This is a genomic window from Sphingomonas hankookensis (genome assembly GCF_022664465.1).
GTDB lineage: Bacteria > Pseudomonadota > Alphaproteobacteria > Sphingomonadales > Sphingomonadaceae > Sphingomonas > Sphingomonas hankookensis.
In genome coordinates this window covers 461290-480021 of the sequence record NZ_JAKREV010000001.1, presented here as the reverse complement: position 1 = coordinate 480021, position 18732 = coordinate 461290, and the positions used below count along the sequence as shown (strand labels likewise).

The window sequence follows — 18732 nt, the reverse complement described above, 5'->3', positions numbered from 1 at the left end:
GGCAAGGGTGATGGCCGACCTACTTAGCACGCCGCTGCTCGACACCGTTCACACGCCCGCCGACCTCCGCAAGCTGGCTCCCGGTGATTTGCGGCAACTCGCCGACGAACTGCGGCACGAAACGATCAGCGCGGTCGGCACCACCGGTGGCCATCTGGGGTCCGGGCTGGGCGTCGTCGAACTGACCGTCGCGATCCACTACGTCTTCGACACGCCGGCCGACCGGCTGGTGTGGGACGTGGGCCACCAATGCTATCCGCACAAAATCCTGACCGGCCGCCGCGACCGTATCCGCACGCTGCGCCAGGGCGGGGGACTGTCCGGCTTCACCAAGCGGTCGGAGAGCGAATACGACCCGTTCGGCGCGGCGCACAGCTCGACCTCGATCTCTGCGGCGCTGGGCTTTGCCGTCGCCAACAAGATCGCCGGCACGCCGGGCAAGGGCATCGCCGTGATCGGCGACGGCGCGATGTCGGCGGGCATGGCCTATGAGGCGATGAACAACGCCGAACAGGCTGGCAATCGCCTCGTCGTGATCCTCAACGACAACGATATGTCGATCGCCCCACCGGTCGGCGGGCTGTCGGCCTATCTGTCGCGCATCGTGTCGAGCCGCGAGTTTCTGGGCCTGCGTGAAACGCTTAAAAAGATCGCGCGCAAGCTGCCGCGCCCGCTGCATACTGCTGCGCGCAAGACCGACGAATTCGCTCGCGGCATGGCGACCGGCGGGACATTGTTCGAGGAACTGGGCTTTTATTATGTCGGCCCGATCGATGGCCACAATCTCGACCACCTGATCCCGGTGCTGGAAAATGTCCGCGATGCCGCGGAGGGCCCGATCCTCGTCCATGTCGTGACGAAGAAGGGCAAGGGCTATGCCCCGGCCGAAGCCGCCGCCGACAAATATCACGGTGTGCAGAAGTTCGACGTCATCACCGGCACGCAGGTCAAGGCGCCTGCCGGCCCGCCACAGTATCAGAATGTGTTCGGCCATACGCTGAGCAAGCTGGCCGACAGCGACAGCCGCATCTGCGCGATCACCGCCGCGATGCCGTCGGGCACCGGGCTGGACCGGTTCGCCAAAGAGCATGGCGACCGCTTCTTCGACGTCGGCATCGCCGAACAGCATGCCGTGACTTTCGCCGCTGGCCTCGCCGCACAGGGGATGCGGCCGTTCTGCGCGATCTATTCGACGTTCCTGCAACGCGCCTACGACCAGGTCGTGCACGACGTTTGCATCCAGAACCTGCCCGTCCGCTTCGCGATCGACCGGGCCGGGCTGGTCGGTGCCGACGGCGCGACCCATGCCGGCAGCTTCGATGTGACCTATCTCGCCACGCTGCCCAACATGGTGGTGATGGCGCCCGCGGACGAAGCGGAACTGGTCCACATGACCTATACCGCCGCCGAATATGATGCCGGGCCGATCGCGGTGCGCTATCCGCGCGGCAACGGGACCGGCGTGGCGCTGCCCGAGGTCCCGCAAAAGCTGGAGATCGGCAAGGGCCGGCTGGTCCGCGAAGGGCACAAGGTCGCGATCCTGTCGCTCGGCACCCGGCTGGAGGAAGCGCTGAAAGCCGCCGACGCACTGGAGGCGAAGGGGCTGTCGACCACCGTCGCCGACCTGCGCTTCGCCAAGCCGCTCGACGAAGCACTGATCCGCCGGTTGCTGACCAGCCATGAAGTGGCGGTGACGGTCGAGGAAGGCTCGGTCGGCGGGCTCGGCGCGCACGTCCTGACCCTCGCCAGCGACACCGGCCTGATCGACGCCGGCCTTAAGCTACGCACGATGCGCCTGCCTGATACGTTCCAGGATCAGGACTCGCCGCAGAAGCAATATGACGAAGCCGGCCTCAACGCGCCGCAGATCGTCGATACCGTGCTGCAGGCGCTGCGGTGGAACGAGAGCGGAGCCGCCGAAGTCCGCGCATGAGCGGCCCGCAAAAGGCCGCAGCGATCATCGCGCTGGCGGTGATCGCGCTCGGCTGGTTCAACTGGCGGATGTGGCGCCGGTTTCGCGAGGCGAAGGCGTATCGCGCCGGCTGGAGCAAGGCGGATTTCGATGCGATGCTGGCGGGCAATGGCGTGTCGCCGACGGTCGCCGCGCTGACCCGCGAACTGGTCGCGCCTTATTATGGGCAGGGTGTCGTTCCGCATCCCGACGACGATTTCGCGCGCTTCCTGATGATCGATGAGGAAGAGGTCGCGGACCTGGTCGAGGCGGGTTGGGAACGGCTCGGGCTGGCGATGCCGACGCCCGCCGATCCGGTCGAACTGCCGCCAATGAAGGATGTTCGGGACCTGGCTGTTTATCTTGAGTCGGTTGTCAGCCATCGCGCATCGGCGTAATTTGCCGGCCGAAGGAGAAGCCCGGTGAAGGTCGAAAAGATCGGCGACAACCTTGCCGTCGTCATCCCCGCAGACGTAGCTGAAACACTTGGCCTGCACGAAGGCGACAGCGTCGAGGTCCGGCGGAACGAAGTTCCCAAACGCCTGAACGACGCGGAACTTGCGGAGCTCTGGGCGCGGTTTCGCGCCTTGTCGCGTCCGTTGCCGGAAGGATTTCGGTTCGACCGTGAAGAGGCGAACGCCCGCTGATGCCAGCGTTTCTCGACACGAACGTTCTTCTCTACGCGTTCGCGGAAGACCGTCGCCGTGCCACGGCGCTGCCCTTGCTGGATGGAACGCCGGTTATCAGCGTTCAAAGCCTCAATGAATTTGCCGCCGTCTCCCTGAGAAAACAGCGCATCGACTGGCTGGAGTTGCACAATCGGATCGACCTGATCCGACGGGCTACGTCGCGCATTCTACCCCTGACCGACGCCATCCACCGCGACGGTCTGCGCATCGCCGAACGCTATCGCCTGTCGATCTATGACAGCATGATCGTCGCAGCCGCGCTCTCCGCCGGCTGCGACCGGTTGTGGAGCGAGGACCTCCACCACGGGCTCGTGATCGATGCCCGGCTGGAGGTCGCCAACCCGTTCCGTTGATCAGCGCAGAAACTGCCCCTGCGCCGCGTCGGTCGCGTTGATTGCCAGCACCGATCGCGCTTCGCTGGGATTGCGGACATGGCCATGGCCGTCGCCCGATGCGGCGATCACCCGGTCGAGCAGTTCCTGTCCCTCTTCCCACCAGCCGATGCCGCTGGCGGCGTTCAGATGTCCCTGCGGGCCGGCGTCGACGAAATGGCTGCCCCAATCGACCGCCATCGAATGCGCGCGCTCGATCGACACCCACGGATCGTCGGTCGACGCGACCACCAGCGAGGGGAAGGGCAGGGCGAAGCGCGGCGTCGGGGCGAACCCCTGCAACTCGATCGGTGCGCCGGCGCGATCGACATCGGCCGGCGCCACCAGCAGCGCTCCCGCCACCGGCCAGCCATAAGGCTGTCCCGACAACTGCGCCCACCATGCCACCGCAAGGCAGCCGAGCGAATGCGCGGCCAGCACGACCGGCGCCTGCGCCTGTCGGATCGCCTGATCGAGCTTCGTCACCCATGCGTTGCGCAAGGGGCGCGACCACAGGCCCAGTTCGACGCGTGCCGTATCCGGCCGCGACTGTTCCCACAGCGTCTGCCAATGCGACGGGCCGGAGCCGTTCAGCCCCGGCACGGTCAGCACGGTCGGCATACTGGTCGGGGGCGTCGAGAATTGTCCCATCGTCGCTCTCCTGCGCATCGTGGTTCGAAACGTTGGAAGCCGGCCCGTCAGCTTAGGGGGAAGGATCGGGTCCGGGCCGGCTTCCTGACCCTCAACATATTCCTACTTATCCAATAGGCAATAGGCGATCGACCAAGTGATGACGGCTTGCGACCGGCGGAAAGCCGCGCCATGCGGGGCCATGGCAAAACAACGTGCGGATCAGATGCTCGTCGATCGCGGCCTGGCCGAAAGCCGGACGCGGGCGCAGGCGCTGATCATGGCCGGGCTGGTGTTCGTCGGCGATCGCAAGGTCGACAAACCCGGACAGCAATTCGCCGACGACGTCGCGTTCGACGTCCGCGGGCGGGATCACCCATGGGTTTCGCGGGGCGGCATAAAGCTGGCGCACGGGCTCGATCATTTCGGCTGGGACGTCGCGCGGGCGGTGGCGATCGATGTCGGGTCGTCGACCGGCGGCTTCACCGATGTACTGCTCAGCCGGGGGGCCGAACGCGTCTATGCCGTCGACAGCGGTACCAACCAGCTGGCGTGGAAGCTGCGTCAGGACCCGCGCGTCGTCGTGCTGGAACAGCTGAGCGCCCGTCTGCTGACCGAGACCCATATCACCGAACCGATGGATCTGGTCGTGTGCGACGCCAGCTTCATCGCGCTGTCGAAGGTGCTGGCGGTCCCGTTGCGCTTCGTGAAGCCCGGCGGCCGCCTGCTCGCGCTGATCAAGCCGCAGTTCGAAGCGGGACGTGACGAGGTGGGCAAGGGCGGTGTCGTTCGCGATCCCGCAATCCATATCCGCGTATGCGAAGAAGTCGCCGCATGGTTGACCGGCCTCGGCTGGCAGGTCGAAGGGGTCGATCGCAGCCCGATTACTGGTCCCGAAGGCAATATCGAGTTCCTGATCGCGGCGAACGCACCCGAATCAGGCGGTTTGTCTTGCAATGATTCACCGCACATACCAAGCAATGCGCCCTGAACGGCAGCGCGACGGGTGCTGCCTGTGCTGGGGGACGGGATGAGCGAGATCGCGTCGAAGTGGCAGTTGCGATCGGGGTTTATGCGGCGGGCCGTGGTATGCGTCCCCGCCGTCCTGCTGTTGGGGTTCACGTCGGGGCAGCTGGTCGTCGCGGGGGGCGCGAATGGCTGGTACCGGATGCTCGACCTGCCGGCGATCCGGCCGCCCAACTGGGCGTTTCCGGTCGTCTGGACGATCCTGTACCTGCTGATGGGCTTTGCGCTGGCCGTCGTGCTGAACGCCCGCGGCGCGCGCGGGCGGGGGATCGCGGTCGCGCTGTTCGTGGTGCAGCTGGCGATGAACCTCGTCTGGTCGCCGTTGTTCTTCGGTGCGCATCAGGTGACGTGGGCGCTGTACCTGATCCTCGCGCTGTTCGTGACGGCCACCGCCACGACCTTCGCCTTCGGCCGTGTCCGGCCGATCGCGGCGTGGCTGCTGGTGCCGTATCTGGTGTGGCTGGTGATCGCGTCGGCGCTCAACTGGCAGATCGATCGGCGCAATCCGAACGCCGAAACCCTTGTGCCGCCGGCCCATTCCACCCAAATCGCACTTTAGAGCGGGGCGGGCGTATCCGTCGCCCGACCAACCGGAAGGATTTTCCATGCAGTCCGACAATCGCCTGTTCGACGATTTCGCCAAGTTCGTGAACGGCGCGGCCGGCACCATCGCCGGCATGGCGCGGGAGGGCGAGGCCGCGGCACGCGAGCGGGCCAAGACCTTCCTCGGTGGCATGGACTTCGTCAGCCGCGACGAATTTGAAGTAGTGAAGGCGATGGCGGTTGCCGCCCGCGACGAAGCCGACGCCCTGCGCGCCCGGCTCAACGCGCTGGAGGGCAAGACCGCGCCGCTCGACCGTGAACCGGCCGACAGCCCGGGTGCCGGCGAAGGCGCGCTCTGATCGCGCCAGTCCCCACGCCGTGACGCGTGACGGGGGCAACGCGAGCGGCTACAGAGGTGGGGATGATATTGGACGAAGTGGAAGAGGACGGCGATGACGCCGTGCCGATCGATACGCTGGAGCGCTATTTCGCGGCGCACGGGTGGAAGCACGAGCGCGACGGCGACGAGATCGTCGCCAATGTGAAGGGCAGCTGGACCGAGTTCGAACTCCGCGCGATCTGGCGCGGGGAGGATGGGGTGCTGCAATTCCTCGCGCTGCCCGACGTCCGCGTCGCCGACGAACGCCGCGCGGCGATCTATGAGACGATCGGCCTCATCAACGAACAGCTGTGGATCGGCCATTTCGAACTATGGTCGTCGAGCGGCATCCTGCTCTATCGCCACGCCGCGATGCTGGGCGAGGAACCGGTGCTGACGATCGATCAGGCCGAGCTGATGATCGACGCCGCGATCGACGAATGCGAGCGCTTCTACCCGGTGTTCCAGTTCGTCCTGTGGGGCGGCAAGACGCCGAAGGAAGCGATCGCCGCGTCGATGATCGAGACGCAGGGCGAGGCGTGACGCACTTGCCCGGACCGCTCTGGTTGATCGGTTGCGGCAATATGGGCGGCGCGATGCTGACGCGCTGGATCGCCGACGGGATCGATCCGGCGGCGATGACCGTCGTTACCCGTTCCGCGCGCGACCTGCCGGCCGGCGTCACCCACGCCACGACGATGCCGGAAGGCATGCCCGCGATCGTCGTACTGGCGGTCAAGCCGCAACAGCTCGATCAGGTCGCACCTGACCTCGCGCCGCGCATCGCCGGTGCCGGGCTGCTGATCTCGATCCTCGCCGGGGTCGACGAAGCGGCGCTTGCCCATCGGTTCGACGTCGCCACCATCGTTCGCGCCATGCCCAATCTGCCGGTCGCGATCGGGCAGGGGGTGGTGACGCTGCATTCGCATGGGACCGATAAAGCCGCCAAAACCCTGGCCGCCGACCTGATGGCCCCGCTCGGGCTGGTCGAATGGATCGAGGACGCCGCGCTGTTCGACGCCGTCACCGCGCTGTCGGGCTGCGGCCCCGGCTTCGTGTTCCGCTTCATCGACGCGATGGCTGCCGCCGGTACCACGCTCGGCCTGCCCGCCGATCAGGCGCAGCGCCTCGCCATCGCCACGGTACAGGGGTCGGCGACGATGGCTGCTGGCGCGGACGCATCCCCCGCGGCCCTGGCCGACCGCGTCGCGAGTCCCGGCGGATCGACGCGGCAGGGGTTGAACGTGCTTGACGATGGCGATGCGCTCAAGCGCTTGATGGCCGCCACGCTCGCCGCGTCCGAACGGCGCAATGCGGAGATGGCGGCGGAAGCACGGGGGTAGGTCGGCGATCACCCTCACCCTTCCCACCCGGCTCCGCCGGGTGGGCCCCTTCCCTCTCCCGGCGGGAGAGGGAGGGAGCGGCGAAGCCGCGGAAGGGTGAGGGTGAATCGATGAGGACGCGAGGTGTTTGGCAAACCCTACCGCCCCAGCGCCGCCACCGCCGCCTTGTCACCCGCCGGGATCAGCCCCTCCAGCACTGCCCAGAAGCCGCTGACCGCTTCCTGCCCCGCTCCCGAATAGGCCCGCGACAGTTTCGCGTTCAGCATTTCGTACAGCCGCGCCTCCAGCGCCGCGCCATCGGCCGTCAGCTTCAACAGCCGCTGCCGCGCATCGCGATCGCCCGCCCGGCTTTCGACCAGCCCGCGCGCGGAAAGATCGTTCAGCACCCGTCCGAGCGACTGTTTCGTGATCGCCAGCAGCCGCAGCAGCTCGCTGACCGAGAGGTCGGGCCGCCGCGCGATGAAATACAGCGCCCGGTGATGCGCCCGCCCCAGATTCTGCGCTGCCAATTCCTCGTCGATCGTCCGCGTCAGGTGGCTATAGCCGAAATATAACAGCTCGATCCCGCGCCGCACCTCGGCTTCGCGCAGGAACAGCGCGGAGGCGGCCATGGGTTGGGCGGGCGATATTGGGGCAGTCATGTTGACCATTTCTGCCATCCGGCCTACGCCACCGCAAGCATTCATCCATGAGGACGCCATGACGCAGCCGACCTTCGCCTTCGAACCCCATGCGACGCCGGTCACGGCGAGCGAGCGGGCGGCGCGGATCGTAAATCCGGGCTTTGGGCGCGTCTTCACCGACCATATGGCGACGATGCGCTGGTCGGAGGACAAGGGCTGGTACGACGCTAAGATCACCGCGCGCGCGCCGATCGTCATGGACCCCGCCGCCGCGGTCCTCCACTACGCACAGGAAATCTTCGAAGGGCTGAAAGCCTATACCCTGCCCGATGGCGGCGTCGCGCTGTTCCGTGCGGAGCAGAATGCCGCGCGTTTTCGTCGCTCGGCAAAGCGCCTTGCCATGGCCGAACTGCCCGAGGAACTGTTCGTCGCGTCGTGTCGCGAACTGACGCTGGCCGAGCGTGACTGGATTCCGGCCGGGGAGGGCAGCGCCCTCTATCTCCGCCCGTTCATGATCGCGTCGGAGACGTTCCTCGGCGTGAAGCCGTCGGCCGAATATCTCTACTGCGTCATCGCTTCCGCGGTCGGCAATTATTGGCCGGGCGGCGCGAAGAGCATCTCGCTCTGGGTGTCGAAAGAATTCACCCGCGCCGCGCCCGGCGGCACGGGCGATGCGAAGTGCGGCGGCAACTATGCCGCCAGCCTGCTCGCCCAGTCGGAAGCGATCCGGCAGGGGTGCGATCAGGTCGTGTTCCTCGATGCGACCGAACGTCGCTGGGTCGAGGAACTGGGCGGCATGAACATTTTCTTTGTGTTCGACGACGGCACGATGGTGACGCCACCGCTGACCGGCACGATCCTGCCCGGCATCACCCGCGATTCGATCCTGACGCTGGCGCGCGATCAGGGGATCACGGTGCGCGAGGAACGCTATTCGATCGACCAGTGGCACGCCGATGCCGCCAGCGGTCGTTTGGTCGAGGCATTCGCATGCGGCACCGCCGCGGTGGTGACCCCGATCGGCAAGGTGTCCTCGGCGGACTTCGCGTTCCAGATCGGCGACGGCCAGCCGGGCGAACGGACGCAGGCGCTGCTCAAGCAGCTGACCGATATCCAGCGTGGGCGGAGCAACGATCCGCATGGGTGGATGCAGCGGATCGGGTGAGGGGGCTTCACGCCTTCTTCTTCCAACTTCCATCCGCTCCCCCCGTTTGCTTCGGGCGGAGGTTCGAGCCTGTCGACAACCGAAGTCGAGAAGGGGGTGCTCCAGGCAACCCGTTCTCGACGGACGCTTCTCGACAAGCTCGAAGCTGCTCGAACCAGACGGGATGGTAGAGGTGGGCATCACCCACCGCGACGACCGTTCGTCCTGAGTAGCCCTTAAGCTTGTCGAAAGGGCGTATAGGAGGACCGTTCAGGGATAGAGGTCTTCAATTTCGGTGGGCAGCACCAAGGCCTGCCTTGAGCGCCCGCCGCAGGCAGGCAGCCGAAGCGCTCAGCTCTTACTCAGCGCGACCAGTCGACGTTAATCCCGGCCCTGTCCCTTGCCCGCGACCCAGCGCAACCGCCACTACCCAACCGCTCGCTTGTAATAATGGAACGGCAGGTAACTGCCGACATGCACCCAACCCTGCGCCTCCAGCCGCGCGGAGTCGCTCCCGGTGCCGATCCGCCGGCAATATTCCCAAACCCGGTCGCTCGGTCGCAAGGTCAGCGTCAGCACGCCCAGCGCGACCAGCTCGTTCCCGCGACGGCCCTCTTCGGCCAGGATCCGCATCTCGTTGAACGCGGTCGCCCCGGTACGCACGAACGTCGCGCCATCCGCCTCGGCATCGACGCCCTCGCTGGCCAGTCGCCGGAAACGCTGCTGCGCCGCCTGCTTGCTGATGCCCAGCGCGTCGCCGATCTCGGTCCAGCTCAGGTCTGCCCTACGCGCCGCGTCGATCCAGCGGTGCAGGTTCAGTCGCGCTTCGTCGGCAACCACATGCGCGGCGACAATGGCGTCGGCATAGTCCGCCTTGCCCTCACCGGAGAAAGGCGGCTGGCGCTCCGCCGCCCAGTCCAGCACAATCGCGGCAGTGCGCGACCGCAACGCCTGTTCTTCGACTATTTGCACGCATTCCTCCGTTAACGATGATTTGACGATCAGTCAATCCATCATTGACGGAGAAATGTCAACAAATCATTGACGATTTACAGAACCTCGAACAGCCCCGCCGCGCCCATGCCGCCGCCGACGCACATCGTCACCACGACATATTTCACGCCGCGGCGCTTGCCTTCGATCAGCGCGTGGCCGGTCATCCGCGCGCCCGACATGCCGTACGGGTGCCCGATCGAGATCGCGCCGCCATTGACGTTCAGCCGGTCGTTGGGGATGCCCAGCACGTCCTGGCAATGCAGCACCTGCACCGCGAACGCCTCGTTCAACTCCCACAGCCCGATATCGTCCATGCTCAGCTCGAACCGCTCGAGCAGCTTGGGGATGGCATAGACCGGACCGATGCCCATTTCGTCGGGCTTGGTGCCGGCCACCGCCATTCCGACATAGCGACCCAACGGCTGAAGCCCACGCGCCGATGCCACCGATTCCTCCATCAGCACGCAGGACGACGATCCGTCCGACAGCTGGCTGGCATTGCCGGCGGTAATGACCGCCTGTTCGCCCATCACGGGCTTCAACGACTGCAGGCCTTCCAGCGTCGTGTCGGCGCGGTTGCCTTCGTCCTTGGTCAGCGTGACTTCGTGGGTCGACACTTCCTTCGTCGCCTTGTCGACGACGTTCATCGTCGCGGTGACGGGGATCAGTTCGGCGTCGAACCGCCCGGCGGCCTGCGCGGCGGCGGTGCGCTGCTGCGACTGGAGCGCATAGGCGTCCTGCCGATCGCGCGAGATGCCGTAACGTTGGGCGACGATCTCGGCGGTCTGCAGCATCGGCATGTAGATGTCGCCGTGCATCGCCAGCAGTTCGGGATCGGCGCCGACGCGCATCTGGGGCGTCTGAACGAGGCTGATCGATTCGACGCCACCTGCGACGCAGATGTCCATGCGGTCATGGACGATCTGCTTGGCGGCGGTGGCGATCGCCATCAGTCCGCTGGCGCACTGGCGGTCGATCGACATGCCCGACACGCTGGTCGGCAGCCCGGCGCGCAGCGCGGCGTTGCGCGCGATGTTGCCCGCCTGATGCCCCTGCTGCAGCGCCGCGCCGAACAGCACGTCATCGACTTCGGCACCGTCGATCCCGGCGCGTTCGACCGCGGCACGGATCGAATGCGCGGCCAGCGTCGGCGCGGGCAGGTTGTTGAACGCCCCGCGATAGGCGCGGCCGATCGGGGTACGGGCGGTGGAGACGATGACGGCTGAGCGCATGATGGTCCTCGAGTTCAGGTGAAGATCTGGCTGATCCATTCGGCGATCAGCGCGGGTTTGTCGGTACCGTCGACCTCGACGGCATATTCGATCGTCTGCTGCCATTGGCCCGGCCGTTTCTCGACCATCGCCAGCAGGGTGAAGCGGCCGCGGATGCGGCTGCCCGAACGGACGGGGGACAGGAAGCGCGTACGCTCCCCGCCATAGTTCACCCCCATGCGGACACCGGCGATCGCGGGCTGGTCGCTCGCCGCCGCGAACTGCGGCATCAGCGACAGCAGCAGGAAGCCATGGGCGATCGTGCCCCCGAACGGGGTGGCGGCGGCAGCCACCGGATCGACATGGATGAACTGCCGGTCGCCGGTCGCCTCGGCAAAGGCATCGATCGTGGCCTGGGTCAGCACCAACCAGTCGGAACGCCAGACGGCACCGATCTCGCTGGCCAGTTCCTGAGCCGCAATTTCGGCCACGCGTGATCCTCGTCCGTTGTGCGAACGCTCATAGCGCGGACGACGCATGCCGCCAAGCGTTTCCACACCCCGAACAGGAAAAGGCGGCGTGCCGCCGTTGCAGCACCAGACCCTATGTTCGAAAAACGTTACGGATGTGCCGGAACGGGATCGACGATCGTGCCGTCGGCGCGCGCGTTGAAGTTGACCTGCGTCGGATAGGCGATCTCGATCCCCTCGGCAGCGAAGCGGCGCAGGATGGCGATGCCGACCGCGGTACGCCCGTCATAGAAGGCGACATAGTCCGCCCCGCTCGAATCGAAGAGCAGCTCGAAATCGATGCTCGACGCGCCGAAGCCGGTCAGGCCGCAACGGACGAATACACGGTCCTCGGCCTCCACCACCTCGCGCAGTATCGCGGGGATGCGCGCGCAGGTTTCGGCATCGGTCTGATAGGTCACGCCGATCGCGAACGACGCTCGGCGATGCGACCGCCGCGTGTTGTTGGTGATTTCCTTGTCGAGCAAATTCTTGTTCGAAATGATCCGCTCTTCGCCGGTGACCGAGCGGATGCGTGTGGACTTGAGCCCGATCTCGGCGATCGATCCGTTGGTCTGGTCGTAGCTGACATTGTCGCCGCGCCGGAACGGCTTGTCGAAGATGATCGACAGCGCGGCGAACAGATCGGCAAAGATGCCCTGAGCCGCCAGACCGATCGCGATGCCGCCCACACCCAGCCCGGCGACCAGCCCGGTGACGTTCACCCCCAGATTGTCGAGCACGACGATCAGCGCGATCGCGAACAGCGCAAAGGTGACCAGCAACCGGATCAGCCCCATGGCGGACGCCAGCGCCTCGCCGTGATAATGGTCGCTCGCCGTCCGCCGCTCGACCGCGCCAAGGATCACTTCGCGCGCCCAGATCGCCGCCTGGAACACCGCGGCAACGGTGAACAGGAACTCGATCGTCGTCGTCACCATCGGCGGCGCGCTGGCATAGCCGTCGACCAGCTTGGCGGCGAGCATCACCATGAAGAACAGCCCGGTCCGCCCGATCGCGCGGCCCGCCACGCTGCCCCATCCGGCACGGTCGTCCCGGGCCAGCTTCATGCCCCATCGCCGCAACACCAGCAGCACCAGCACGATCGCCGACCCGATCCCCAGCGCGATCAGCACCTGCAGCCAGTTGTCGGCGATCCATCGCGCGCTGTCCTGCAGCAACAGCCGTGCCTGCGCCTGCGCATGATCGGCGTTGAAGCTCTTTTCGACCGTCGCGGCGGGCGATGCGGTATTGGTAGTCATGTGGTCCTCTCAGGCGGCGGCGGCGACGTCGTCGTGCGCCTCGAGCAACGCGATCAGCCCGCGTTCGTGACGGCTGAGATGTTTCGCCGATCGCGGCAGGCGCAGCGTTTCTCGAAATTCGCGCTGCCCTTCCTTGACCAGCGTCACCAGCAGCGGATGGACATAGGATTTCCGCGCGATCGCCGGCGTATTTCCGAGCGCATCGACCACCGGCCCCAGCATCGTCTTCAGGCTGATATCGTCCTTCGCATCGGCCAGCGAGGTAAACGCCAACACGCTCGCCCCCCATGTCCGGAAATGCTTGGCGGTGAAATCGTCGCCCATCGCCGCGCGGATATAGGCGTTGACGTCGCTGGAGGTGACCGGATGGGTTTCGCCGGCATCATCGACCCAGCGGAACAGATGCTGCCCCGGCAAATCCTGACACTTGCGCACGAAGCTGGCGAGTGAGCGGTCGGTGATCGTCAGCACCCGCATCTTGCCCGACTTGGCGCGATATTGCAGCTTGAGGCTGGTGCCGGTCAGCTTCGCATGGCGCTTGCGCAGCGTCGTCGCGCCGAAGCTCTTGTTGACCCGCGCATAGCCTTCGTTCCCGACGCGCACCCGCCCCAGGTCGAGCAGCCGCACCACCGCCGCCACCGCCCGGTCGCGGCTGAGCGCGCGCTTCGCCAGATCGCGTTCGACCTGCGCGCGCAGCTTGGGCAGCTTGTGCCCGAACGCCGTGCAGCGATCATATTTCGCCGTTTCCTGCGCCTCGCGGAAATCGACATGATAGCGATATTGCTTGCGGCCCTTTTCGTCCCACCCGATCGCCTGAATGTGGCCGGTCGGGTCAGGGCAGAACCATGCGTCGCGATAGGCGGGGGGAAGACCAATGGCGTTCAGCCGGTCGATCTCTTCCCGCTCGGTGATCCGGTCGCCATCGGCGTCGTAATAGCCCCAGCCGCGCGTCAGCTTGCGCCGGGTGATGCCGGGGGCGTCGCAATCGGAAAACACGCAACCGGCGGGGCAGGGGAGTTCTACGTCGGCGGCTGGTTCCATCGGGCTATCCCTGCGATTGACCTGATGAATGTTCGGCTCGTCGCTTCGTTCCGGAACCCGCCCGATGCCTGCCGGTTAGGGACCGGACCCATGCCCCAGGAGATTACCGATGGCCGACCTCGCCAATGCTCGCGTCCTGATCCTCGCCACCGACGGATTCGAGGAGTCCGAACTGTTCGATCCGCGTCAGGCGCTGCTCGACGCCGGCGCGACCGTGACGCTCGCCTCGATCAAGACCGACCCGATCCAGGGCGTCGTCAACGACAGCGAAGACGCGCGCAAGATCACGCCCGACCTGACGCTCGACGATGTCGATACCGAGGAATTCGACATGCTGCTGCTGCCCGGCGGCGTCGGCAATCCCGACAAGCTGCGCATCGAGGAACGCGCGGTCGAGATCGTCAGCGAGTTCATGGACGACGACAAGATCGTCGCCGCGATCTGCCACGCGCCGTGGCTGCTGGTCGAGGCCGACGTGGTCGACGGCCGCCGCGTGACCAGCTGGCCGTCGGTGCGCACCGATCTGGAAAATGCCGGTGCCGAAGTGGTCGATGAAGAGGTGGTAATCGACGGCAACCTGATCACCAGCCGCAAGCCCGACGATATCCCGGCATTCTCGAAGGCGGTGATCGAGGCGCTGCAGGGCGAACTGGCGGAGGCGTGAGTGGGGCGGGGCGGGCTGCGGCTCGCCCGCCCATTGCCGTACCCCCGCGCAGGCGGGGGTCCAGGGCGACAGGCGCTATCGTTGCATTCCGGGCTCTGGACCTTCGTGTGCGCGGGGGTCCGGATTATTTGGTTGCGGATGGTCCGCAGAACAACCGTCCCCCGCAATACACGTCATCCCAGCGAAGGCTGGGATCTCCCGATAAGGGAGTGCGCTCCTCGCCGCAGGAGGCCCCAGCCTCCGCTGGGGCGACGTAATGGTGGAAACGCCTACCCACCCAAACGTCACGCCGGGCTCGACCCGGGGTCCCGCTTCTTTCTCAACCGTCGCAGAAGAAAGCGGGACCCCGGATCAAGTCCGGGGTGACGGCTGTGGCGACGCTACGCCACCACCACCCGCCGCCGATCCCCAACCCGGTTGAGCCAATTCTGCGCCGGCCGCTCGACCCCGCGATACAGCAGCTCCGACGACACGATCACCGCGACGACATACAGCGCCAGCACCCAGGCCGGCGCATCAGCCGCGTCCTCGACCAGCACCAGCTTGAACACGAACCACAGCAGGAAATGGCCGAGATAGGTCGCATAGCTGATCTCGCCCAGCCGATGGATCGGCGCCCATTCCAGCGGGTTGCCGCGCCGGTTCGACGTGATCCCCGCCGCCAGCAACAGGCACGCCAGCGCCGCCGGCAGCGAATGCCCCTCCGACAACAGCTTCGTTCCCCACGCCGCCGCCAGCACCACTGCGAGTATGACGGCCATCAGGGCAACCCGGTCGCGCCCCTGCCAGCGCAGCCACAGCGCCCCGATCGCGGTCCCGGCGGCGAACTGGATCACGCAGCGCGCGACGGCAAAGCGTTGCAGGTCGCTCCCCAAGCCATCCTGCCCGCACAGCGGCAGGATACCGAACAGCAGCACCGCGACGAAGCCGACCAGCACCACACTCGGCACCCGCCGCCAGTCGAACGCAACTGCGAGCAACGGAAACAGCAGATAGGCTGCGGACTCGGCGCTGATCGACCATGCTGGGTCGTTCCACTTCAGCGGATCGACCAACCCCCAACTCTGCAGCAGCACGATATGCAGCGGCAGTTCGGCAAACGGAAAGCGATCGATGTTGCGCCCGCTCGCCGCCAGCACCACCGCCAGCACGACCGCGCAACCGAGCACGAACAGATGCAGAGGCCAGATGCGCGCCATGCGCTTCCACAGGAACCGCCCGGCAACGGTGAAGCCACCCTCGCCGAACCGCTTGCCCCATGACAACCAGATCACGAAGCCCGACAGCAGGAAGAAGAAATCGACCGCCAGATAGCCCTTGGCGATGGCGGACTCGATCGCCGGGTGCATCTCCGCCATCGACCCGCGCAGGTGGAACAGCACCACCCACCATGCGGCAAGGCCGCGCGCGCCGGTCAGCGCCTTCAACTCGTTCATGCCGCTACCGCCCCCTTCTTGCGCCGCTGGATCGGGCTCCACGTCTGTTCGCTGCGCTTGCGTGCCAGATAGGTGTCGAGCCCGATCTGCGCGCCGATCAGCATGAAGACGAAGGGCTGGAAGGCGATCGCCACGAAATTCGCCCCGAACAGATAGACGACATGCCCGTTCTGCAGCGCGGCGGCGAGCGGCACGACCCACGCGTCCTCCGGCCCGGCCTTCGCATAGCGTCGCCGCAGCACTTCCATCCGGAACAGCCCGCCCAGATTGATCGCCAGCCACAGCATCAGCCCCGGATAGCCCTGTTCGCCCAGCATCTCGAAATAGGCCGAGTGATAGGCGCGCCCGGCATCGACCTCGAGGCTGCGTTCGACTGTCTGGTTGGCGCCTTCACCGACCACCGCGACCTTTTCATAACGGATGCGGTTCTGGAGATACGCGACGAAGCCGCCGCCGAACGGATTCTGCTTCACATAGTCGAGCGTCCACATCCACACCGCGAGGCGCGTCGATGCCGATGCGTCGGACTGATAGGTACCGATCGTCTCCATCCGCTGGGTAAAGGCCGATGGCAGGAACGGCACCGCCATCACTGCCGCCGCGCCCGCCATCGCCAGATAGGTCAGCCGCCGCTTCACGTCGCGCAGCATCAGCACGCCGAGCAGGACGATGCACAACAGGCCCGTCCGCGTCGATGTGCCGACCGGGATCAACATGCACGAAAAGATCAGCGCGTAGCAGAAGGCGCGCACCCGCCAGTCGGGCGCGAACACCGTGCCGAACTTGCTGAACCACAGGATCAGCGGGATGATCGCGATTGCCACGGTCGAGATAGTCGAGCCTTCGTACAGCCCGGCATTGTTCGACACCATCAGGTTCAATTCGCCGTATCCGCCGCCCGATCCCAGCGTCTTGATCCCGCCGACGATGATGATCGACGCCGCCGACAACACCATGAACAGCAGCAGCGATTCGATGCGCAGCTTGGTCCGGAGCGTCAGCGGCAGGAAGATGGCGAAGGCCAGCGCCTTCCACACCCACTCCCATTTGAACTGCGCCTCGACCGGGAAATCGGCGGTCTTGGTCGTCCACAGGCAATAGAGCAGCAGGGCGAGCATCAGGAACTGGCGCGGCGCCATCCGCGTGTCGCGCTTGTCGTCGACCACCGCCCATGCCAGCACCGCCAGCCCGCAGGCGATCAGCGAGATCGGGATCGAATTGAGCAGCAGATAGGTCAGCCGCTGCGGCGACACGATGTCGATATAGACATAGGTCAGCACGAACACGAACGGCTTGCGAAACCCGGCCGCGAACAACAGTCCCAGGAATGCGACGAAGACGAGATCACGCACCGAAGCGATCCCGGCCTTTACGCGGGGCATCGTCGCGCACCCGCTCCTGATCGAGGTCGGGCCGCCGCAGCAACCGCCATGCCGCGACCAGCATCAGCAAATGGGTCAGCCCCAGCGAGAAATTGTCGATCATCGGCGTGGGGCCCCTAACGTCACCCGCAGCGATACCGGACACGGGTTGATGCGACGTTAAGCGATTGGCGGGGCAGGGGCCAAGAGCAACGCCGTCTCGTCACCCCGGGCTCGACCCGGGGGCCCGCTTCTTCCCGAAGTCTGCGACAAAAGCGCGACCCCCGACCTTCGTCATTCCCGCGAAGGCGGGAATCCATACACGCAACGCTGCGGCTCCATCGCCGACGCCTGGCCGTTACCCCCGCGCAATCCGCAGATACGCATCCAGCACCGACTGGCTCGCGCTGTCCCACCGATATCCCTTCGCGGCGTCATGCCCGGCCAGCCCCATCCGCCAGCGCAGATCGGCATCGTCGCATAGTCGCGCAATCGCATCGGCATAGGCGGGCACGTCGCGCGGCGGCACCAGAAACCCCGTTGTCCGATCCTCGACCATGCCCACCGCGCCGGTCGCGCGCGCGGCGACCACCGGCACGCCCGCTGCCATCGCCTCCAGCGTCACGTTGCCGAACGTCTCGGTGATCGACGGGTTGAAGAACACGTCCATCGACGCGACCGCACGGCCCAGATCGTCCCCCGCCTGGAACCCGGCGAACACCGCATGCGGCACGCGTTCGGCGAACCAGTCGCGCGCCGGCCCCTCGCCGATCACGAGGATGCGGTGCCTGACCCCGCGGCGCTGCAACTCGGTCGCGACGTCGGAAAAGATGTCCAGTCCCTTCTCCAGCACCAGCCGCCCGAGAAAGCTGACCGCGACCTCGTCGTCGCCGATCCCCAGCGACCGCCGCCAGTCGAGGTCGCGCATCGCCGGGCTGAACCGCTGGTGATCGACGCCGCGCGACCAGATATCGATCGGCGACGTGACCCCCCAGTCGCGCAGCAGGTCGGCCATGCCGCGGCCGGGCACCATCACCTGATCGGCGCGACTGTAGAACCGCTTCGACAGCGCGACCGCGACGGGTTCGAGGAAACCGATGCCGTAATATTGCGGATAGGTCTCGAACCGGGTGTGGAGCGAGGCGAGCGTCGCGACGCCCTGCCTGCGGCCCCAGCTGAGCGCGCGGTGACCGAGAATGTCGGGGGCGGAGACATGGACGATATTCGGCCGAAACGCCTCCAGATCGGCACGCGTCTTGGCCGTCAGCCCGCGCGCCAGCTTATACTCGCCGCGCCCGCCGGGCATGCCGTAGGCAGGGACGCTGACCAGATCGCCGGTCGGCGGAAAGGCGGGCTTGTCGGTCGTCGGCGAATAGACGCGCAGGCTGACGCCATGGTCGAGCAGGTGGCGCGCGAGGCGGTTGAGCGCCTGGTTGGCGCCGTCACGGACATAGTTGTAGTTTCCGCTGAACATCGCGACGCGGAGTTGGGAAGGCTTCATCCGCGCGCCATAGCGTCGGAACGCCGCGTACGCCACCGGAACGCTCATCCCC

22 protein-coding genes are annotated in these 18732 nt (G+C 66.3%); 11 read left to right on the top strand and 11 right to left on the bottom strand.

Annotated features, from left to right (window positions below; translation table 11 throughout):
* Positions 1–10: 10 nt before the first annotated feature.
* Genes dxs through MF610_RS02165 form a run of 4 tightly spaced genes read left to right on the top strand, consistent with a single transcriptional unit; the run spans position 11 to position 2993 of the window.
* Positions 11–1933, top strand: a complete 1923-nt coding sequence (dxs, locus tag MF610_RS02180; protein ID WP_242192464.1) for a 1-deoxy-D-xylulose-5-phosphate synthase — start codon at positions 11–13, stop codon at positions 1931–1933.
* Positions 1930–2349 carry a hypothetical protein gene (locus MF610_RS02175; protein WP_242192463.1) on the top strand — a complete coding sequence of 140 codons (420 nt, stop codon included), beginning with the start codon at positions 1930–1932 and terminating at the stop codon, positions 2347–2349. Before dxs ends, MF610_RS02175 begins: the two co-directional genes overlap by 4 nt.
* A 24-nt stretch (positions 2350–2373) precedes the next feature.
* The gene (locus MF610_RS02170) at positions 2374–2598 is read left to right on the top strand and encodes an AbrB/MazE/SpoVT family DNA-binding domain-containing protein (protein ID WP_242192462.1); all 225 of its coding nucleotides are present in this window, start codon (positions 2374–2376) and stop codon (positions 2596–2598) included.
* Entirely contained in the window at positions 2598–2993 is a 396-nt protein-coding gene (locus MF610_RS02165; RefSeq protein WP_242192461.1) for a PIN domain-containing protein, read from the top strand. The genes MF610_RS02170 and MF610_RS02165 overlap by 1 nt, the downstream gene beginning before the upstream one ends.
* Here MF610_RS02165 and MF610_RS02160 read toward each other — a convergent pair whose 3' ends face one another.
* The gene (locus MF610_RS02160) at positions 2994–3662 is read right to left on the bottom strand and encodes an RBBP9/YdeN family alpha/beta hydrolase (RefSeq protein ID WP_242192460.1); all 669 of its coding nucleotides are present in this window, start codon (positions 3660–3662) and stop codon (positions 2994–2996) included.
* A 181-nt stretch (positions 3663–3843) separates the two neighbouring features.
* Here MF610_RS02160 and MF610_RS02155 point away from each other — a divergent pair, with 181 nt between their 5' ends.
* The 5 genes from MF610_RS02155 to proC all read left to right on the top strand — a co-directional run bounded on the left by MF610_RS02155 (position 3844) and on the right by proC (position 6932).
* Complete coding sequence (locus tag MF610_RS02155; protein ID WP_242192459.1) at positions 3844–4632, top strand: TlyA family RNA methyltransferase; 789 nt, start codon at positions 3844–3846, stop codon at positions 4630–4632.
* A 39-nt stretch (positions 4633–4671) separates the two neighbouring features.
* On the top strand, positions 4672–5226 hold the full coding sequence (locus tag MF610_RS02150; RefSeq protein ID WP_242192458.1) for a TspO/MBR family protein: 555 nt from the start codon (positions 4672–4674) through the stop codon (positions 5224–5226).
* A 46-nt stretch (positions 5227–5272) separates the two neighbouring features.
* A complete protein-coding gene (locus tag MF610_RS02145; protein ID WP_242192457.1) occupies positions 5273–5569 on the top strand; it encodes an accessory factor UbiK family protein in 297 nt (98 codons plus the stop codon).
* 62 nt (positions 5570–5631) lie between these two features.
* Positions 5632–6132: a type III secretion system chaperone family protein gene (locus MF610_RS02140; RefSeq protein ID WP_242192456.1), complete on the top strand. Its 501-nt coding sequence runs from the start codon at positions 5632–5634 to the stop codon at positions 6130–6132.
* Positions 6129–6932, top strand: a complete 804-nt coding sequence (gene proC / locus MF610_RS02135) for a pyrroline-5-carboxylate reductase (protein WP_339328504.1) — start codon at positions 6129–6131, stop codon at positions 6930–6932. Before MF610_RS02140 ends, proC begins: the two co-directional genes overlap by 4 nt.
* Positions 6933–7069: 137 nt before the next feature.
* On the opposite strand, the gene MF610_RS02130 is transcribed toward proC, so the two are convergent.
* Positions 7070–7543: a MarR family winged helix-turn-helix transcriptional regulator gene (locus MF610_RS02130; protein ID WP_242192455.1), complete on the bottom strand. Its 474-nt coding sequence runs from the start codon at positions 7541–7543 to the stop codon at positions 7070–7072.
* Between the two features lie 88 nt (positions 7544–7631).
* Between MF610_RS02130 and MF610_RS02125 the strand changes: the two genes are divergently transcribed.
* Positions 7632–8720: a branched-chain amino acid aminotransferase gene (locus tag MF610_RS02125; RefSeq protein WP_242192454.1), complete on the top strand. Its 1089-nt coding sequence runs from the start codon at positions 7632–7634 to the stop codon at positions 8718–8720.
* 405 nt (positions 8721–9125) lie between these two features.
* Here MF610_RS02125 and MF610_RS02120 read toward each other — a convergent pair whose 3' ends face one another.
* The 5 genes from MF610_RS02120 to MF610_RS02100 all read right to left on the bottom strand — a co-directional run bounded on the left by MF610_RS02120 (position 9126) and on the right by MF610_RS02100 (position 13718).
* Positions 9126–9671 (bottom strand): hypothetical protein, encoded by a 546-nt coding sequence (locus MF610_RS02120; protein ID WP_242192453.1) that lies wholly within the window; start codon positions 9669–9671, stop codon positions 9126–9128.
* Between the two features lie 77 nt (positions 9672–9748).
* Entirely contained in the window at positions 9749–10927 is a 1179-nt protein-coding gene (locus tag MF610_RS02115; RefSeq protein WP_242192452.1) for an acetyl-CoA C-acyltransferase, read from the bottom strand.
* Positions 10928–10941: 14 nt separating this feature from the next.
* A complete protein-coding gene (locus MF610_RS02110) occupies positions 10942–11397 on the bottom strand; it encodes a MaoC family dehydratase (RefSeq protein WP_242192451.1) in 456 nt (151 codons plus the stop codon).
* A gap of 128 nt (positions 11398–11525) precedes the next feature.
* The gene (locus MF610_RS02105; protein ID WP_242192450.1) at positions 11526–12677 is read right to left on the bottom strand and encodes a mechanosensitive ion channel family protein; all 1152 of its coding nucleotides are present in this window, start codon (positions 12675–12677) and stop codon (positions 11526–11528) included.
* A 9-nt stretch (positions 12678–12686) separates the two neighbouring features.
* Positions 12687–13718 (bottom strand): DNA topoisomerase IB, encoded by a 1032-nt coding sequence (locus MF610_RS02100; RefSeq protein WP_242192449.1) that lies wholly within the window; start codon positions 13716–13718, stop codon positions 12687–12689.
* Between the two features lie 109 nt (positions 13719–13827).
* On the opposite strand from MF610_RS02100, the gene MF610_RS02095 reads away from it, so the two are divergent.
* Positions 13828–14382 (top strand): type 1 glutamine amidotransferase domain-containing protein, encoded by a 555-nt coding sequence (locus MF610_RS02095; protein WP_242192448.1) that lies wholly within the window; start codon positions 13828–13830, stop codon positions 14380–14382.
* A 380-nt stretch (positions 14383–14762) separates the two neighbouring features.
* Here the strand turns inward: MF610_RS02095 and MF610_RS02090 are convergent, their stop codons facing one another.
* From MF610_RS02090 to MF610_RS02075, 4 genes are all read right to left on the bottom strand, one after another.
* Positions 14763–15818, bottom strand: a complete 1056-nt coding sequence (locus MF610_RS02090) for an acyltransferase family protein (protein ID WP_242192447.1) — start codon at positions 15816–15818, stop codon at positions 14763–14765.
* Entirely contained in the window at positions 15815–17170 is a 1356-nt protein-coding gene (locus MF610_RS02085; protein WP_242192446.1) for a DUF5935 domain-containing protein, read from the bottom strand. The genes MF610_RS02090 and MF610_RS02085 overlap by 4 nt, the downstream gene beginning before the upstream one ends.
* Positions 17163–17303, bottom strand: coding sequence for a hypothetical protein (locus MF610_RS02080; protein WP_242192445.1), 141 nt, complete (start codon positions 17301–17303; stop codon positions 17163–17165). Before MF610_RS02080 ends, MF610_RS02085 begins: the two co-directional genes overlap by 8 nt.
* Positions 17304–17537: 234 nt before the next feature.
* Positions 17538–18680, bottom strand: a complete 1143-nt coding sequence (locus MF610_RS02075; protein ID WP_242192444.1) for a glycosyltransferase family 4 protein — start codon at positions 18678–18680, stop codon at positions 17538–17540.
* Positions 18681–18732 lie beyond the last annotated feature (52 nt).

Coding starts and splice junctions, on each gene's coding strand:
- MF610_RS02145 (WP_242192457.1), top strand. CDS start 5,273: ATGCAGTCCGACAATCGCCTGTTCGACGATTTCGCCAAGTTCGTGAAC.
- MF610_RS02175 (WP_242192463.1), top strand. CDS start 1,930: ATGAGCGGCCCGCAAAAGGCCGCAGCGATCATCGCGCTGGCGGTGATC.
- MF610_RS02160 (WP_242192460.1), bottom strand. CDS start 3,662: ATGGGACAATTCTCGACGCCCCCGACCAGTATGCCGACCGTGCTGACC.
- MF610_RS02125 (WP_242192454.1), top strand. CDS start 7,632: ATGACGCAGCCGACCTTCGCCTTCGAACCCCATGCGACGCCGGTCACG.
- dxs (WP_242192464.1), top strand. CDS start 11: ATGGCCGACCTACTTAGCACGCCGCTGCTCGACACCGTTCACACGCCC.
- MF610_RS02090 (WP_242192447.1), bottom strand. CDS start 15,818: ATGAACGAGTTGAAGGCGCTGACCGGCGCGCGCGGCCTTGCCGCATGG.
- MF610_RS02105 (WP_242192450.1), bottom strand. CDS start 12,677: ATGACTACCAATACCGCATCGCCCGCCGCGACGGTCGAAAAGAGCTTC.
- MF610_RS02150 (WP_242192458.1), top strand. CDS start 4,672: ATGAGCGAGATCGCGTCGAAGTGGCAGTTGCGATCGGGGTTTATGCGG.
- MF610_RS02115 (WP_242192452.1), bottom strand. CDS start 10,927: ATGCGCTCAGCCGTCATCGTCTCCACCGCCCGTACCCCGATCGGCCGC.
- MF610_RS02100 (WP_242192449.1), bottom strand. CDS start 13,718: ATGGAACCAGCCGCCGACGTAGAACTCCCCTGCCCCGCCGGTTGCGTG.
- MF610_RS02080 (WP_242192445.1), bottom strand. CDS start 17,303: ATGATCGACAATTTCTCGCTGGGGCTGACCCATTTGCTGATGCTGGTC.
- MF610_RS02155 (WP_242192459.1), top strand. CDS start 3,844: ATGGCAAAACAACGTGCGGATCAGATGCTCGTCGATCGCGGCCTGGCC.
- MF610_RS02165 (WP_242192461.1), top strand. CDS start 2,598: ATGCCAGCGTTTCTCGACACGAACGTTCTTCTCTACGCGTTCGCGGAA.
- MF610_RS02095 (WP_242192448.1), top strand. CDS start 13,828: ATGGCCGACCTCGCCAATGCTCGCGTCCTGATCCTCGCCACCGACGGA.
- MF610_RS02075 (WP_242192444.1), bottom strand. CDS start 18,680: ATGAAGCCTTCCCAACTCCGCGTCGCGATGTTCAGCGGAAACTACAAC.
- MF610_RS02140 (WP_242192456.1), top strand. CDS start 5,632: ATGATATTGGACGAAGTGGAAGAGGACGGCGATGACGCCGTGCCGATC.
- MF610_RS02130 (WP_242192455.1), bottom strand. CDS start 7,543: ATGGCCGCCTCCGCGCTGTTCCTGCGCGAAGCCGAGGTGCGGCGCGGG.